The organism is Streptomyces sp. x-19, from assembly GCF_046549115.1.
GTDB lineage: Bacteria > Actinomycetota > Actinomycetes > Streptomycetales > Streptomycetaceae > Streptomyces > Streptomyces albulus_C.
In genome coordinates this window covers 174,890-191,359 of record NZ_JAJPWK010000009.1, presented here as the reverse complement: position 1 = coordinate 191,359, position 16,470 = coordinate 174,890, and the positions used below count along the sequence as shown (strand labels likewise).

General features: G+C 70.1%; 12 protein-coding genes. 9 read left to right on the top strand and 3 right to left on the bottom strand.

What is annotated here, in order from left to right; translation table 11 throughout:
• Nucleotides 1-191: 191 nt before the first annotated feature.
• The 9 genes from ngcE (at nt 192) to ACLJT4_RS22570 (ending at nt 12,416) form a co-directional block, all read left to right on the top strand.
• Nucleotides 192-1,625 (top strand): N-acetylglucosamine/diacetylchitobiose ABC transporter substrate-binding protein, encoded by a 1,434-nt coding sequence (gene ngcE / locus ACLJT4_RS22610; protein WP_411124550.1) that lies wholly within the window; start codon nt 192-194, stop codon nt 1,623-1,625.
• A gap of 63 nt (nt 1,626-1,688) precedes the next feature.
• Nucleotides 1,689-2,612 (top strand): carbohydrate ABC transporter permease, encoded by a 924-nt coding sequence (locus tag ACLJT4_RS22605; RefSeq protein ID WP_016575515.1) that lies wholly within the window; start codon nt 1,689-1,691, stop codon nt 2,610-2,612.
• 11 nt (nt 2,613-2,623) lie between these two features.
• Complete coding sequence (locus tag ACLJT4_RS22600) at nt 2,624-3,499, top strand: carbohydrate ABC transporter permease (RefSeq protein WP_411124548.1); 876 nt, start codon at nt 2,624-2,626, stop codon at nt 3,497-3,499.
• Nucleotides 3,500-3,736: 237 nt separating this feature from the next.
• Nucleotides 3,737-4,936 carry an ROK family protein gene (locus tag ACLJT4_RS22595; protein WP_411124546.1) on the top strand — a complete coding sequence of 400 codons (1,200 nt, stop codon included), beginning with the start codon at nt 3,737-3,739 and terminating at the stop codon, nt 4,934-4,936.
• 197 nt (nt 4,937-5,133) lie between these two features.
• A complete protein-coding gene (locus tag ACLJT4_RS22590; protein ID WP_411124663.1) occupies nt 5,134-6,177 on the top strand; it encodes a substrate-binding domain-containing protein in 1,044 nt (347 codons plus the stop codon).
• A 129-nt stretch (nt 6,178-6,306) separates the two neighbouring features.
• Complete coding sequence (locus ACLJT4_RS22585) at nt 6,307-7,107, top strand: ATP-binding cassette domain-containing protein (protein WP_411124544.1); 801 nt, start codon at nt 6,307-6,309, stop codon at nt 7,105-7,107.
• Entirely contained in the window at nt 7,104-8,378 is a 1,275-nt protein-coding gene (locus ACLJT4_RS22580) for a sugar ABC transporter permease (RefSeq protein WP_411124541.1), read from the top strand. The genes ACLJT4_RS22585 and ACLJT4_RS22580 overlap by 4 nt, the downstream gene beginning before the upstream one ends.
• A gap of 276 nt (nt 8,379-8,654) precedes the next feature.
• Nucleotides 8,655-10,622, top strand: a complete 1,968-nt coding sequence (gene dxs, locus ACLJT4_RS22575) for a 1-deoxy-D-xylulose-5-phosphate synthase (RefSeq protein ID WP_411124539.1) — start codon at nt 8,655-8,657, stop codon at nt 10,620-10,622.
• Nucleotides 10,623-10,826: 204 nt separating this feature from the next.
• Complete coding sequence (locus ACLJT4_RS22570) at nt 10,827-12,416, top strand: amino acid permease (RefSeq protein WP_411124537.1); 1,590 nt, start codon at nt 10,827-10,829, stop codon at nt 12,414-12,416.
• An 87-nt stretch (nt 12,417-12,503) separates the two neighbouring features.
• Here ACLJT4_RS22570 and ACLJT4_RS22565 read toward each other — a convergent pair whose 3' ends face one another.
• From ACLJT4_RS22565 to ACLJT4_RS22555, 3 genes are all read right to left on the bottom strand, one after another.
• On the bottom strand, nt 12,504-12,902 hold the full coding sequence (locus ACLJT4_RS22565) for an NTP pyrophosphohydrolase (RefSeq protein WP_411124535.1): 399 nt from the start codon (nt 12,900-12,902) through the stop codon (nt 12,504-12,506).
• A gap of 127 nt (nt 12,903-13,029) precedes the next feature.
• On the bottom strand, nt 13,030-15,159 hold the full coding sequence (locus tag ACLJT4_RS22560) for a 3-hydroxyacyl-CoA dehydrogenase NAD-binding domain-containing protein (protein ID WP_411124533.1): 2,130 nt from the start codon (nt 15,157-15,159) through the stop codon (nt 13,030-13,032).
• The gene (locus ACLJT4_RS22555; protein ID WP_411124531.1) at nt 15,156-16,376 is read right to left on the bottom strand and encodes a thiolase family protein; all 1,221 of its coding nucleotides are present in this window, start codon (nt 16,374-16,376) and stop codon (nt 15,156-15,158) included. Before ACLJT4_RS22555 ends, ACLJT4_RS22560 begins: the two co-directional genes overlap by 4 nt.
• Nucleotides 16,377-16,470 lie beyond the last annotated feature (94 nt).

Below are 16,470 nucleotides of genomic sequence, written 5' to 3'. Positions count from 1 at the left end.
CCTATCGGCGTCCGATACCGGCCGTACGACCGCCAGGCCGGATTCCGGGGGGAAAGCGGGGGGCGTCGGAATTCCCCGCATATCCCTAGCTCGCCCGGTGCACATCCCGTACAACTCAGCTTCATCTGACCCGCGGTGCCGGGGTGGCTCCGGTACACCGCCTGAGTCCTGAAGAAGGCGAGGACTTGAGCATGGGATCCACCTCAGAAGTAGGCCGTCGCGATCTGGTCAAGCGGGCCGCGGCCCTGGGAATTCTCGCGGTACCGGCCATGGGCGCCCTGTCGTCCTGCGCCACCGGGGGTGGCGGCGGCACCGAGGACGGCACCAAGAACAAGGGCGCCACCTCGGCCAAGAATCCGCTCGGCGTGAAGAACGGTGTGTCGCTGGAGGCATTCATCTTCAAGGGGGGCCTCGGCGACCAGTACGCCAAGGACGCCGAAGCCGACTACAACAAGACCTACGGCACGACGGTCAAGCACACCGGAACCCAGCAGATCGGCCCGAAACTCCAGCCGCGCTTCGCCGGCGGCAATCCGCCCGACCTGATCGACAACTCCGGAGCCGACCACCTCGACATGAACACACTGTCCGCACAGGGGCAGTTGCAGGACCTCACCGCGCTGCTGGACGCCCCGTCGATGGACGACCCGAAGAAGAAGGTGCGGGACACGCTTTACCCCAGCACCATCGAAAAGGGCAAGCACAAGGACACCTTCGACGTCTTCTACTACGCCTTCACGGTGTACGGCACCTGGTATTCCAACAAGCTGCTGAAGGACAAGGGCTGGGCCTATCCCACCTCCTTCGACGAGATGATCAGCCTCTGCGCCGAGATCAAGAAGGCGGGCATCGCGCCCTGGACGTATCCGGGGAAGTACCCGTACTACGTCCACTTCAACATCTTCGCCCAGATCGCCAAGATCGGCGGCCTGGACAAGTGGATCGCCATCGACAACCTGGAGCCGGGCGCCTGGACCTCCAACGACGCGGTCAAGCAGGTCATCGGGCACTACGAGGAGCTGGCCGCCAAGGGCTACTTCCTCGAAGGCAGCCAGGGCCTGACGCACATCCAGTCGCAGACCGCCTGGACCCGCGGCAAGGCGGCCTTCATCCCCAACGGCTCCTGGGTGGAGAACGAGGCCGCGCCCACCACCCCGGCCGACTTCGACATGGCCGTCGGCCCGCTCTTCAACGGCGGCACCGGCGACAAGATGCCGCACGGCACGCTGCGCGCCGAACCCAGTGAGCCGTTCATCGTCGCCAAGGGCGGCAAGAATCCCCTCGGCGGCATGGAACTGCTGCGCATCATGCTCTCCAAGAAGCACGCGCAGAATTTCGCCACCAAGGTCAAGTCGCTCACGTCAGTCCAGGGCGCGACCGACGGAATGCAGCTCTCGCCGGGCCTGGCGTCCGCCGCCAAGTCCGTCAAGGAGGGCGGCAAGAACCTCCTGATGATCCAGCTCCAGGAGTGGTACCCGAAGCTCACCGACGAAAAGCTCGGCGGACTCACCAGCCAGCTCCTCACCGGTGAACTCAAGGCCGCGGACTGGATCAAGAAGGCCCAGCAGTACGCGGACGAGGTCGCGAAGGACAGCTCCGTCACCAAGTTCCACCGCGCCACCTGACCGAGCTTCCCGACCGGGGATCCATCCACGTTCCACCGCTGACGAGGGAGGGCCGGGGAGCTCATGCGCCACGGCAAGTACCGATTCATCGTGGGGTTCCTCGCCCTGCCCCTGCTGCTCTACGGGATCTTCGTGATCTCACCGTTCGTCCAGGCGTTCCAGATTTCCACCACGGAATGGAGCGGCCTGCGCGGCACCGCCAAGAGCGTCGGGCTGGGCAACTACGGAAAACTGCTGCACAGCGATGAATTCTGGAATGCGCTCAAGCACAACGTCGTCATGCTGGTGTTGGTGCCGATCGCCACGCTGGCACTGGGGCTGTTCTTCGCGTTCATGCTGAACGTCGGTGGCCGCTCCCGCCGCGGCGCGGTCATCACCGGCGTCCGCGGCGCGACGTTCTACAAATTCGTCTACTTCTTCCCGCAGGTCATCTCGATCACCATCATCTCGGTGATCTGGTTCAACATCTACAATCCGGATCCGCACGACGGCATGCTCAATTCCCTGCTCGGCGTGCTCGGCCTGGATTCCCTGCAGAGCGCCTGGCTGGGGGAGGGGAGCCTGGCCCTGGCCTGCATCATGCTGGTGATGGTCTGGGCCAACGTCGGCTTCTACGTCGTGCTGTTCTCCGCCGCCATGGCCTCCATTCCCCGGGACATCTACGAGGCCGCCCTGCTCGACGGCGCGGGCCGTTCGCAGACGTTCTTCCGGATCACCCTGCCCCTGCTGTGGGACACCGTGCAGACGGGCTGGGTCTACATGGGCATCATCGCGATGGACGCCTTCGCGCTGGTGCAGATCATGTCGGTCAACATGGGCGGTCCGGACGGCGCGACCGACGTCGTCCCGCTCCGCCTGTACCTGACCGCCTTCCGCGACAGTCAGTTCGGCTACGCGGCCGCGATGGGCGTCGCCATGCTCGTCGTCACGCTGCTGTTCGCCGTCCTCACGATGCGCTTCGCGCGCCGTGAGCGGATCGAGTACTAGGGGCAGGGCGCATGACGACACGAACCACCGCGGCACGGCCGCGCCGGACCTCCGAGGGCGGCACGCTCAACGTCTTCTCGCACGGCATGCTCGTCGTGTGGGCGCTGATGGTGGGCATGCCGCTGCTGTGGGTGCTGTGGAGCTCCTTCAAGAGCAGCGGCGACATCCTCACCTCCCCGTGGTCCCTCCCGGGCAAGCTTCACTTCGAGAACTGGGTCAACGCCTGGGAGAAGGCCAACATCGGCAAGATGTTCCTCAACACCCTCATCGTGGTGGGCGGTTCGCTCACCGGGACGATGGTGCTGGGCTCCATGGCCGGCTACGTCCTGGCCCGCTTCCAGTTCCCGGGCAACCGCCTCATCTACTACCTCTTCGTCGCAGGCATGTCCTTTCCGGTCTTCATGCTGGTGATCCCGCTCTTCTTCGTGCTGCGGGACTTCCCCGGCGTCCCGCTGCTGGCGACGTACCCGGGCCTGATCGCCGTCTACATCGCCTACTCGCTGCCGTTCACCGTCTTCTTCATGACGGCGTTCTTCCGCACCCTGCCCACGTCGGTGGCGGAGGCGGCGATGATCGACGGCGCCTCGCACGTCCGGACGTTCTTCCAGGTCATGCTGCCGATGGCCAAGCCGGGCCTGATCAGCGTCGGGATCTTCAATTTCCTGGGGCAGTGGAACCAGTACCTGCTGCCGATGGTCCTCAACCAGGACGAGGACAAGTACGTGCTCACCCAGGGGCTGGCCAACCTCGCGCTGCAGCAGGGCTACCAGGGCGACTGGGGCGGGCTGATGGCCGGCATGATGATCGCGATGCTGCCGGTGCTGCTCGTCTACGTCCTCTTCCAACGGCAGGTGCAGGCCGGGCTGACGGCGGGCGCGCTCAAGTAGCCCGCCGGCCCCGCCCGGGCCGCCGCACGGGGGAGGGCGGTTTCCCACTCAGTGGGACCGTCCTCCCCGCACGCCCGGGCCGCCGGTTCCCCCCGGCCTCAACGCCTTGACGAGACTTCCCCGCTGGAGTTCTTCTTAGAGTTCACATGTTGAAATCGGTTGCCGCCCCCCGATGACGCGGGTGCGGCCGGCGGGCAGTCGTCGCACTGTCCGCCCCAGGCGGGAGTGGATGAGTCGATGGAGACTCCGGGGTCGCAGTCCTCGCTGCACCGGGCCAATCTGGAGCGGGTGGTCCGCGCGGTGCGCATGGCGGGCTCGCTCACCCAGGCGGAGATCGCCCGGAGCACGGGGCTGTCCGCGGCCACCGTCTCGAACATCGTTCGTGAGTTGAAGGACGGCGGGACCGTCGAGGTGACGCCCACCTCCGCGGGCGGCCGCCGGGCGCGCAGCGTCTCGCTGTCCGGCGACGCCGGCATCGTGGTGGGCGTCGACTTCGGCCACTCCCACCTGCGGGTGGCGGTCGGCAACCTCGCCCACGAGGTGCTCGCCGAGGAGGCCGAGCCGATCGACGTGGACGCCTCCGCCGCCGAGGGCTTCGACCGGGCCGAGCGGCTGGTCAGCACGTTGATCGAGCGCACCGGGATCGACGCGGACAAGGTCATCGGCATCGGGCTGGGCGTCCCCGGCCCGATCGACGTGGAGTCCGGCACCCTGGGCTCGACCACGATCCTGCCGGGCTGGTCCGGGACCAACCCCGGCGAGGAGCTGTCCGGGCGGCTCGGCGTCCCGGTCTACGTCGACAACGACGCCAACCTCGGCGCGCTCGGCGAGCTGGTGTGGGGCGGCGGGCGCGGCGCGGCGGACCTGGCGTACATCAAGGTGGCCAGCGGCGTCGGCGCCGGGCTGGTGATCAGCGGCCAGATCTACCGCGGCCCGGGCGGCACGGCCGGCGAGATCGGGCACATCACCCTCGACGAGTCCGGCCCGGTCTGCCGCTGCGGCAACCGCGGCTGCCTGGAGACCTTCACCGCGGCCCGGTACGTCCTGCCGCTGCTCCAGCCGAGCCACGGCCCCGACCTCACCATGGCGCGGGTGGTCCAGCTGGCCCGCGAGGGCGACCCGGGGTGCCGGCGGGTGATCGCGGACGTGGGCCGGCACATCGGCAGCGGCGTGGCGAACCTGTGCAACCTGCTCAACCCCAGCCGGGTGGTGCTCGGCGGCGACCTCGCCGAGGCCGGCGAACTGGTCCTCGCACCGATCCGGGAGTCGGTGTCGCGGTACGCGATCCCCAGCGCCGCACGGCAGTTGGGCGTCGTGCCGGGCACCCTCGGCGGCCGTGCCGAGGTACTGGGCGCGCTCGCCCTGGTGCTGAGCGAGATGGGCGATTCGACCCTGCTCGACGGGGCCCGGAACCCGGACGCGCCGGCCCTGACATGAGCGGCTTAACTTCAGGCCCCTAACGCATGGCACCGTTGTCATCTCGTTAAGGATTTACTCCTTGACGGTCGGCTGGCGGCCGAGTTGACTTCCAGCCACCTCGGCCGCAACGACGCGGCCATGTCAGGGAGGCACCCCCAATGAATGCGCTGAATGTGTGGACGCGTCGCGTCGTCATAGGCACCGCCGCCGTCTCGATGGCCCTCTCCGTGGCCGCCTGCGGCAAGGCCGGCGACGGCGGCACCAGTGGTGGTGACGGAAAGACCATCGGCCTGTTGCTGCCGGAGAACAAGACCACCCGCTACGAGACCTTCGACCGGCCCCTGATCACGAAGAAGATCGAGGCGCTCTGCGGTGACTGCAAGGTCAAGTACAACAACGCCGACCAGGACACCCAGAACCAGAAGAAGCAGTTCGACGCCCTGATCACGCAGGGCGTCAAGGTGATCATCCTGGACCCGGTCGACTACAAGGCCACCAAGTCCTGGGTGAACCGGGCCGCCAAGCAGGGCGTCAAGGTCATCGCCTACGACCGCCTGGCCGAGGGCGAGATCTCCGCCTACGTCTCCTACGACAACGAGAAGATCGGCCGCCTCCAGGGCGAGGCGCTGGTCAAGGCGCTCGGCGACCGGGCCAAGGACAGCAACGTCGTCATGATCAACGGCTCGCCGACCGACCCCAACGCGCCGTTCTTCAAGCGGGGCGCCCACAGCGTCCTCGACAAGCAGGTCAAGAAGGTCGTCTACGAGCAGGACATCCCGGACTGGTCCTCGGACGAGGCCAACAAGAAGATGGCCGCCGCCATCGACTCGCTCGGCAAGGACGCCATCCAGGGCGTCTACTCCGCCAACGACGGCATGGCCGGCGGCATCATCACCGCCCTCAAGCAGCAGGGGATCAAGGTCCCGGTCGGCGGCCAGGACTCCGAGCTCGCGGGCCTGCAGCGGATCCTCACCGGCGACCAGACGTTCTCGATCTACAAGCAGATCCAGCCGCAGGCCGACACCACCGCCGAGATCGCGGTCCGGCTGCTCAAGGGCGAGAAGATCGACTCCCTGACGCCCACCAAGGTCGACAGCCTCAGCGGCGAGGTCAAGGGCATCCCGGCCAAGCTCTACGACGCCCAGGTCGTGACCAAGGACAACATCGAGGACACGATCGTCAAGGACAAGGTCTACCCCGCGAGCCGGATCTGCATCAGTGACGTCAAGGCGGCCTGCGCGGCGGCGGGCATCAAGTAGGGCGGGCGGCGGGCATCGTCCGGCCCACCACCGACCCGCCCCGCCGGCGGCCCCCCCGGCCGCCGCGCCGGGGCCCGCACCCCCCGCACTCGCACCACCATTCCCGCCGCAGCGACGGCGGTGAAGGAGATGATTCACGTGTCCGCTCCGCCCGTCCTGGCGTTGCGCGGGGTCTCCAAGCGGTTCGGCGCCGTCCAGGCGCTCACCGACGTCACGCTGGAGATCCACGCCGGTGAGGTGGTCGCCCTCGTCGGCGACAACGGCGCCGGGAAGTCCACCCTCGTCAAGACCATCTCGGGCGTCCACCCGGTCGACGACGGCGTCGTCGAATGGGAGGGCGCGCCGGTCCGCATCGCGAAGCCGCACGACGCCCAGGACCTCGGCGTCGCCACCGTCTACCAGGACCTCGCGCTCTGCGACAACCTCGACGTGGTCGCCAACCTCTACCTCGGCAACGAGCTCCACACCGCCGGCGTCCTCGACGAGATCGCCATGGAGAAGCGGGCCAAGGAGCTCCTGGACACCCTGTCCATCCGGATCCCCAGCGTCCGCATCCCGGTGGCCGCGCTCTCCGGCGGTCAGCGGCAGGTCGTCGCCATCGCCCGCGCGCTGATCGGCGAGCCGAAGGTCGTCATCCTCGACGAGCCGACCGCCGCCCTGGGCGTCGAGCAGACCGCGCAGGTCCTCGACCTGGTCGAGCGGCTGCGCGAGCGCGACCTCGGCGTCATCCTGATCAGTCACAACATGGCCGACGTGCAGGCCGTCGCGGACCGGGTCGCGGTCCTGCGCCTGGGCCGCAACAACGGTGTCTTCGACGTCGCCGACACCTCCCACGAAGAGATCATCGCCGCCATCACCGGCGCCTCCGACAACGCCGTCACCCGTCGCCGGGCGCGCACCGACCAGCTGAAGAAGGAGGCCGGGGCATGAGCGAGCAGCAGACCGCCGAGGCCGAGCCGAAGGCCGCGCAGCCGGCCGCCGTCGACCCCCGGCTGCTGGTCCGGGAGAAAGGATTCGCCGGCTACCTCGACGAGTTCGCGCGCCGGCTGCGCGGCGGCGAGTTGGGTTCCCTGCCGGTCGTCATCGGCCTGGTCGTCATCGCGGTCGTCTTCCAGCTCAAGAACAGCAGCTTCCTGTCCGCGGACAGCCTCGCCAACATCGGGGTCTACACCTCCGGCATGGGCATCATGGCCGTCGGCATCGTCTTCGTCCTGCTGCTGGGCGAGATCGACCTCTCGGTCGGCTCGGTCGCCGGCGTGGGCGCGGCGGTCTGGGCGGTGCTGAGCGTCACCCACGGACTCAACGACGGGCTGTCGGTGCTGATCGCGGTGGCCGCCGGCGCCGTCATCGGCGCCCTCCACGGGTTCTTCTTCGCCAAGATCGGGGTGCCCGCGTTCGTCGTCACCCTGGCCGGTTTCCTGGGCTGGAGCGGCCTGCAGATCTGGCTGATGGGCAAGGAAGGCTCCATCAACACGCCCAGCGGCAGCCTGGTGGAGGACCTCACCGGCTACTACTTCGAGGACAAGGCCGCCGCCTACGGCCTGGCACTGGTCGCGGTGCTCGCCTACGCGGGCTCGCTGCTGCTGGACACCCGGCGCCGCCGGGCCGCCACCCTGCCGTCCCGGCCGCTCAGCGAGGTCCTGCTGCGCACCGGCGTGGTCGCGGTGCTCGCCTTCGCGGTCGCCTACGTCCTCAACGAGCCGTCCGGCGCCCGCGGCCTGCCGCTGGCCCTGGTGCTCTTCCTCGCCGTCCTGGTCCTCGCCGACTTCGTGGTGCGCCGCACCGCCTTCGGCCGGCAGATCTTCGCGGTCGGCGGCAACGCGGAGGCGGCCCGGCGGGCCGGCATCAACGTCAACCGGGTCCGGATCACGGTCTTCGCGATCTCCGGGATGCTCGCCGCCTTCGGCGGCCTGTTCATCGCGAGCCTCTCCGGTGGCGCCACCAAGAACCTGGGCTCCGGCAACACCCTGATGAACGTCATCGCGGCGGCGGTCATCGGCGGCACCAGCCTCTTCGGCGGCCGCGGCAAGATCTGGTCCGCGCTGCTCGGCATGCTGGTCATCCAGTCGATCCAGCAGGGCCTGAACCTGCTCGGCATGGCCAGCGAGATCCAGTACATGATCACCGGCGCCGTGCTGCTGGCCGCCGTGGTGATCGACTCGTTGTCGCGCCGCACCCAGAAGACCGCCGGGCGCAGCTGACCGCCGGCCGGTCGGGCGGCACCGTCGCCCCGCGGGCCGCGCAATGTCGTAAGACGGCAACAGTCTCCGGAGCCCGGCGGAATCCGGCCCCCCTCGGACGCGGTCCGAGGGGGGCCGCGCCATGCCCGGGGCATCCGCCGCGACGACCCGAAACGGCGTGCGAGACGACCGTCACCCGAGTGACATACATCGCCGGGCCCGGCCGCGCCGGCGGCGGGCGCGACATTAGACTCATCTGATCGGCAAGCTCGACCTACGGCAGCAAGGAGGCATGGGGTGGCATTGCTGACCCGTATCAAGGGGCCGCGCGACCTGGACCGGCTTTCGTCCGAGCAGCTCACGCAGCTGGCGGCGGAGATCCGTGGCTTCCTCGTCGACGCGGTCTCCAAGACCGGCGGACACCTCGGCCCGAACCTCGGCGTGGTCGAACTGACCATCGCCCTGCACCGTGTTTTCCATTCGCCCAAGGACAAGGTCCTGTGGGACACCGGACACCAGTCCTACGTCCACAAGCTGCTGACCGGCCGCCAGGACTTCTCCAAGCTCAAGGCCAAGGGCGGCCTCTCCGGCTACCCCTCGCAGGCCGAGTCCGCACACGACGTCATCGAGAACAGCCACGCCTCGACGGTCCTGGGCTGGGCCGACGGCATCGCCAAGGCCCACGAGGTCCGCGGCCGGGACGACCGGGTGGTCGCCGTCATCGGTGACGGCGCCCTCACCGGCGGTATGGCCTGGGAGGCGCTCAACAACATCGCCGCCGCCAAGGACCGCCCGCTGGTCATCGTCGTCAACGACAACGAGCGCTCCTACGCACCGACCATCGGCGGCCTGGCCAACCACCTCGCCACCCTGCGCACCACCGACGGCTACGAGCGCTTCCTGGCCCGCGGCAAGGACATCCTGGAGCGCACCCCGGTCGTCGGCAAGCCGCTCTACGAGACCCTGCACGGCGCCAAGAAGGGCCTGAAGGACTTCATCGCGCCGCAGGGCATGTTCGAGGACCTGGGCCTGAAGTACGTCGGCCCGATCGACGGCCACGACGTCGAGGCGCTGGAGTCCGCGCTGACCCGCGCCAAGCGCTTCGGCGGCCCGGTGATCGTGCACTGCCTCACCGAGAAGGGCCGCGGCTACAAGCCCGCCGAGCAGGACGAGGCCGACCGCTTCCACGGCATCGGCCCGATCCACCCGGACACCGGCCTGCCCCTCTCCTCCGGCGGCAAGGACTGGACCGGCGTCTTCGGCGACGAGATGGTCGCGCTCGGCAAGGAGCGCGACGACATCGTGGCCATCACCGCGGCCATGCTCCAGCCGGTCGGCCTGGAGAAGTTCGCCAAGGAGTTCCCGGACCGGGTCTACGACGTCGGCATCGCCGAGCAGCACGCCGCGGTCTCCGCCGCCGGCATGGCCACCGCCGGACTCCACCCGGTCTTCGCGGTCTACGCGACCTTCCTCAACCGCGCCTTCGACCAGGTCCTGATGGACGTCGCGCTGCACAAGTGCGGCGTCACCTTCGTCCTGGACCGGGCCGGCGTCACCGGCACCGACGGCGCCTCCCACAACGGCATGTGGGACATGTCGATCCTCCAGGTCGTCCCCGGCCTGCGGCTGGCCGCGCCGCGCGACGCCGACCAGGTGCGCGCCCAGCTGCGGGAGGCCGTCGAGGTCGACGACGCCCCGACCGTGGTGCGCTACTCCAAGGGCGCGGTCGGTCCGGCCGTCGAGGCGGTCGGTCGGGTCGGCGGCATGGACGTGCTGCGCGCGCCCGCCGCCACCGGGCGCCCGGACGTCCTGCTGGTGTCGGTCGGCGCGCTCGCCCCGATGTGCCTGGAGGTCGCCGACCTGCTGGACAAGCAGGGCATCTCCACCACCGTCGTCGACCCCCGCTGGGTCAAGCCCGTCGACGAGGCGCTGCCGGGCCTGGCCGCCGAGCACCGGGTGGTCGTCACCGTCGAGGACAACATCCGCACCGGCGGCGTCGGTTCGGCCGTCGCGCAGGCGCTGCGCGACGCCGGGGTGGACGTCCCGCTGCGCGACTTCGGCATCCCCGAGCGCTTCTTGGACCACGCCTCCCGCAAGGAGGTCATGGCCGAGGTCGGACTCACCGCACCGGACATCGCCCGCCAGGTGACCGGTCTGGTCGCCAAGATGGACAACCGCGACGAGGCCGCCCCCGGCACCGTCGCCCAGTCCGCCGCGCGGGACACCGACGGCGCGGCCGAGCCCGCCGAGGCGGCCCGCGACTGACCCGCGGCCCGCACCGCCCGCCCGAGGGGCCGGCCGGACGTCCCCAGGGATGTTCCGGCCGGCCCCTCGGCTGCTCTGGGGTTCCCACCCCATCGGGTGAAACCGCGGCCCCGGAAGGCCCGCCGCCACCGACCGTTTCCCGACATTGCGGAGACTCGGTCAGTTCAGGAGAGTTGCGAGGGTCTTCCAGGCGGAGGTTCGCCCATGAGCACAGAGCACGGACCACAGGGACACGGGCCAGGGGGACACGGGCCGGGGGGAGCGCCCCCGGAGCCGCGGGGCGGGACGCGCCGCGACCGCGGAGTCCTGCGGACGAAGAGCGTCGAACAGTCGATCCAGGACACCGAGGAGCCCGAACACGCCCTCAAGAAGTCCCTCTCGGCGCTCGACCTGACCGTCTTCGGCGTCGGGGTGGTCATCGGCACCGGCATCTTCGTCCTCACCGGGAAGATCGCCAAGGAGCAGGCCGGTCCCGCGGTGGCGCTCTCCTTCGTCGTCGCCGGCGTGGTCTGCGCGCTGGCGGCGCTGTGCTACGCGGAGTTCGCCTCCACCGTGCCGGTCGCCGGCTCGGCGTACACCTTCTCGTACGCGTCACTGGGCGAGCTGCCCGCCTGGATCATCGGCTGGGACCTGATCCTGGAGCTGGCCCTGGGCTGTGCGGTGGTCGCCGTCGGCTGGTCCGGCTACGTGCGCTCGCTGCTCGACACCGGGGGGCTGCACCTGCCGCCGGAGCTGTCCGGCAGCCACGGCGGGCGGTTCGGCTTCGACCTGCTCGCCTGCGTCCTGGTCCTGGTGATCACCGCCATCCTGGTGCTCGGCATGAAGCTCTCCTCCCGGGTGACGGCGGTGGTCGTCGGCGTGAAGGTGACCGTCGTGCTGCTGGTTGTCGTCGCCGGCTCGTTCTTCGTCTCCGGGGCCAACTACCGGCCGTTCGTCCCGCCGAGCCAACCGAGCGCCGCCGGCGGCGGACTGGCCGCCCCGCTCTCCCAACTGATGTTCGGCTTCGCCCCGTCCCACTTCGGCGTGATGGGCATCTTCGCGGCGGCCGCGGTGGTCTTCTTCGCCTTCATCGGCTTCGACATCGTGGCCACCGCGGCCGAGGAGACCCGGGTCCCGCAGCGCGACGTCCCGCGCGGCATCCTCGGCTCGCTGGCGATCTGCACCCTGCTCTACGTGGCGGTGTCGATCGTCGTCACCGGCATGGAGAAGTACGACCGGCTGTCCGTGGACGCCCCGCTCGCCGACGCCTTCAAACACGTCGGCCACCCGTTCTACGCGGGCCTGATCAGCTTCGGCGCGGCGGTCGGCCTGACCTCGGTCTGCATGATCCTGCTGCTCGGCCAGAGCCGGGTGTTCTTCGCGATGAGCCGGGACGGGCTGCTGCCCCAGGTGTTCTCCCGGGTGCACCCGAAGTTCGGCACCCCGCACCGGTCCACCATCGTCCTGGGCACCGTGGTCGCGGTGGTCGCCGGCTTCACCTCCATCGACGTGCTGGCCGAACTCGTCAACATCGGGACGCTCTTCGCCTTCGTCGTGGTCGCCCTCGGCGTCGTCCTGCTCCGCCGTTCCCGCCCCGACCTGCCGCGCGCCTTCCGGACCCCGTTCGTCCCGTACGTCCCGCTGCTGTCGGTGCTCGCCTCGCTCTGGCTGATGCTCAACCTGCCGGCCGAGACCTGGATCCGGTTCGCGATCTGGATGGCGCTCGGCTTCGTCGTCTACTTCGTCTACGGGCGTAGCCACAGCCGGCTCGCCCTCCGGGAGCGCCGGCGCACCGGCGCCGAGGCCCGGCCGTAGCGCGCGTGCGGAGGCGTGGCGGGCCCGCGGTCGGTCGTCCGCGACGGCCCGCACGTGCCACGCGGCCACAGACGCCGCGCTGACGGGCTATCGGACGTCGCCGGGCCCTCTGCCGCGCCGGACCGTCCGCGGGCCCGCCACGCGGGCTCCCAGCGTCTGCACGCGCTCGCGCAGTCCGCGGTCCGCGGTGACCACCAGACAGTCCCGCCCCGCGCCCTCCTCGGCCACCAGCCGCACCATCGCGTCGTCGCCGCTGCCGTCCGCCGACACCACCCGCACGCCCGGCACCGACGCCACCCCGCGCGCCGCGCCCTCCACCACCAGGACGAGTTCCAGCGGCGGATCGACCAGGCCGGGCAGGCCCGTCGCGGCGGTGTCGACCAACGCGTCCCGCAGCCGTTCGGCGGCGCCGCGCCGGTCCCGCCACCAGCCGTCGGGCACCGAGCCGACCACGTTCGCGGCATCGACGATGAGCAAGCACTCCATGCGGTCAGCCTGCCACGGCCGGGGCGCCGCCGGTCGCCGGCGTCCGCCGCACGCACGACGCGCGGACCGGCTCCACCGAGCCGGTCCGCGCGTCGACTTCCGCGGGACGGACGTCCCTCAGGGCCGCTTAGGCGGGCACGCTCGCGACGCCCGGGGCCAGGAACTTCTTCCCGGTCACCCGCTCGGAGACGCCCTCACGGTCCAGGTACGGCGTGATGCCGCCCAGGTGGAAGGGCCAGCCGGCACCGGTGATCAGGCACAGGTCGATGTCCTGCGCCTCGGCCACCACGTCCTCGTCCAGCATCAGGCCGATCTCCTGCGCGACGGCGTCCAGCACCCGGTCGCGGACCTGCTGCTCGGTCAGCACCGCGTCGCCCTGCTTCAGCAGCGCGGCGACCTCCGGGTCCAGCTCCGGCTTGCCGCTGTCGTAGACGTAGAAGCCGCGCTTGCCGGCCTCGACGACCGCCTTGAGGTTGGGGGAGACCGTGAAGCGGTCCGGGAAGGCGCCGTGCAGTGTCTCGGAGACGTGCAGGCCGATCGCCGGGCCGACCAGCTCCAGCAGGACCAGCGGCGACATCGGCAGGCCGAGCGGCTCGACCGCCTTCTCGGCGACGGCGACCGGGGTGCCCTCGTCGATGACGTTCTGGATCTCGCCCATGAAGCGGGTCAGGATGCGGTTGACGACGAACGCCGGGGCGTCCTTCACCAACACGGCCGTCTTCTTCAGCGACTTGGCGACCGCGAAGGCGGTGGCCAGCGACGCGTCGTCGGTCTTCTCGGCCCGGACGATCTCCAGCAGCGGCAGGATCGCGACCGGGTTGAAGAAGTGGAAGCCCACGACCCGCTCGGGGTGCTTGAGCTTCGAGGCCATCTCGGTGACCGAGAGGGACGAGGTGTTGGTGGCGAGCACGGCGTGCTCCGGCACCACGGCCTCGACCTCGGCGAACACCTGCTGCTTGACGCCCATCTCCTCGAAGACGGCCTCGATGACGAAGTCCGCGTCGCCGAACGCGGCGGCCTTGTCGAGGTGGCCGGAGACCAGGCCCTTGAGGCGGTTCGCCTTGTCCTGGTTGACGCGGCCCTTGAGCAGCAGCTTGTCGATCTCGCCGTGGACGTACGCCACGCCCTTGTCGATCCGGGTCTGGTCGATGTCGGTGAGGACGACCGGGACCTCCAGGCGGCGGGCGAACAGCAGCGCCAGCTGAGAGGCCATCAGGCCGGCGCCGACGACGCCCACCTTGGTGACCGGACGGGCCAGCGACTTGTCCGGCGCGCCGGCGGGCCGCTTGGCGCGCTTCTGCACCAGGTTGAACGCGTAGATGCCGGAGCGCAGTTCGCCGCCCATGATGAGGTCGGCCAGCGCCTGGTCCTCGGCGTCGAAGCCCTGCCCCAGGTCGCCGTTCTTGGCGGCCGCGATGATCTCCAGCGCGCGGTAGGCGGCCGGGGCCGCACCGTGCACCTTGCCGTCGGCGATGGCCTTGCCGCGCGCCACGGCGGCGTCCCACGCCTCACCGCGGTCGATCTCGGCCCGTACGACCTCGGTGGCGCCCGTCAGCACCGAAGCGGTCCAGATCAGCGACTGCTCCAGGAAGTCCGCGCCCTCGAAGAGCGCGTCCGCGATGCCGAGCTCGAAGACCTGCTCGCCCTTGAGCTGCTTGTTCTGGTTGAGCGAGTTCTCGATGATCACGCTCACCGCGCGGTCCGCGCCGATGAGGTTCGGCAGCAGCGCGCAGCCGCCCCAGCCGGGGACCAGGCCGAGGAAGACCTCGGGCAGCGAGAAGGCCGGCAGCGCCTTGGAGACGGTGCGGTAGGTGCAGTGCAGACCGACCTCGACGCCGCCGCCCATCGCGGCGCCGTTGTAGTACGCGAAGGTCGGCACGGCCAGTGCGGACAGCCGCTTGAAGACGTCGTGGCCGCCCTTGCCGATGGCCAGCGCGTCCTCGTGCCGGCCCAGCAGCTCGACGCCCTTGAGGTCGGCGCCGACGGCGAAGATGAACGGCTTGCCGGTGATGCCGACGCCGACGACCGAGCCGTCCGCGGCCTCCCGCTCGACCTGGTCGATCGCGGCGTTGAGGTTCGCCAGCGACTGCGGACCGAAGGTGGTCGGCTTGGTGTGGTCCAGGCCGTTGTCCAGCGTGATGAGCGCGAACCGGCCCGCGCCCTTGGGCAGGTCGAGGTGGCGCACGTGCGCCTGCGTCACGACCTCGTCCGGGAACAGCTCGGCCGCACCCTTCAACAGCTCAGCGGTGGTGGTCACTTGCCTGCCCCCTTGTGGTGCGGGTTCTCCCAGATAACGGTGCCGCCCATGCCGAAGCCGACGCACATGGTGGTGATGCCGTAGCGGACCTCCGGCTGCTCCTCGAACTGCCGCGCCAGCTGCGTCATCAGACGCACGCCGGAGGACGCCAGCGGGTGGCCGAAGGCGATCGCGCCGCCGTACTGGTTGACCCGCGGGTCGTCGTCGGCGATGCCGTAGTGGTCGAGCAGCGAGAGCACCTGGACGGCGAACGCCTCGTTGATCTCGAACAGGCCGATGTCATCGATCGTCAGACCGGCCTTGGCCAGCGCCTTCTGGGTCGCCGGGACCGGGCCGATGCCCATGACCTCGGGCTCGACGCCGGCGAAGGCGTAGTCCACCAGGCGCATCTTGACCGGCAGGTCCAGCTCGCGGGCCACGTCCTCGGCGGCGATCAGCGAGGCGGTGGCGCCGTCGTTGAGGCCGGCGGCGTTGCCCGCGGTCACCCGGCCGTGCGGGCGGAACGGGGTCTTGAGACCCGTCAGGTTGTCCAGCGTGGTGCCCGGGCGCATCGGCTCGTCGGCCGTGGCCAGGCCCCAGCCGAGCTCGCCGCCCTCGGGGGAGGTCCGGCGCACCGAGATCGGCACCAGGTCCTGCTGGATCTTGCCGTTGGCGTACGCCTTCGCGGCCTTCTCCTGGCTGCGCACCGCGTACTCGTCGGCGCGCTGCTTGGTGAGGTGCGGCAGCCGGTCGTGGAGGTTCTCCGCCGTCATGCCCATGAAGAGCGCGGACTGGTCGACCAGCTTCTCCGACACGAAGCGCGGGTTGGGGTCGACGCCCTCGCCCATCGGGTGCCGACCCATGTGCTCGACGCCGCCGGCCACGGCGATGTCGTACGCACCCAGGGCCACCCCGCCGGCGACGCTGGTCACCGCGGTCATCGCACCGGCGCACATCCGGTCGACGGAGAAGCCGGGGACCGACTGCGGCAGCCCCGCCAGGATGGCGGCGGTGCGGCCCAGGGTCAGGCCCTGGTCGCCGATCTGGGTGGTGGCGGCGAGGGCGACCTCGTCGATCCGGGCCGGGTCCAGGTCCGGGTTGCGGCGCAGCAGCTCCCGGATGCACTTGACGACCAGGTCGTCGGCGCGGGTCTCGTGGTAAATGCCCTTCGGGCCCGCCTTGCCGAACGGGGTGCGGACGCCGTCGACGAAGACGACGTCCCTAGCGGTACGAGGCACGTTGGCTCTCCTCCAGGTGCGGGATGGCACTGCTGCACGCGCGCCCCGGAGGACGCGTCACACGCCCATGCTACTTACGGGTAACCAAGCTGCA

Bases quoted from the DNA above. Each gene is read 5' to 3' on its own strand.
- ngcE (WP_411124550.1), top strand. From the start codon at position 192: ATGGGATCCACCTCAGAAGTAGGCCGTCGCGATCTGGTCAAGCGGGCC.
- ACLJT4_RS22605 (WP_016575515.1), top strand. From the start codon at position 1,689: ATGCGCCACGGCAAGTACCGATTCATCGTGGGGTTCCTCGCCCTGCCC.
- ACLJT4_RS22600 (WP_411124548.1), top strand. From the start codon at position 2,624: ATGACGACACGAACCACCGCGGCACGGCCGCGCCGGACCTCCGAGGGC.
- ACLJT4_RS22595 (WP_411124546.1), top strand. From the start codon at position 3,737: ATGGAGACTCCGGGGTCGCAGTCCTCGCTGCACCGGGCCAATCTGGAG.
- ACLJT4_RS22590 (WP_411124663.1), top strand. From the start codon at position 5,134: ATGGCCCTCTCCGTGGCCGCCTGCGGCAAGGCCGGCGACGGCGGCACC.
- ACLJT4_RS22585 (WP_411124544.1), top strand. From the start codon at position 6,307: ATGATTCACGTGTCCGCTCCGCCCGTCCTGGCGTTGCGCGGGGTCTCC.
- ACLJT4_RS22580 (WP_411124541.1), top strand. From the start codon at position 7,104: ATGAGCGAGCAGCAGACCGCCGAGGCCGAGCCGAAGGCCGCGCAGCCG.
- ACLJT4_RS22570 (WP_411124537.1), top strand. From the start codon at position 10,827: ATGAGCACAGAGCACGGACCACAGGGACACGGGCCAGGGGGACACGGG.
- ACLJT4_RS22565 (WP_411124535.1), bottom strand. From the start codon at position 12,902: ATGGAGTGCTTGCTCATCGTCGATGCCGCGAACGTGGTCGGCTCGGTG.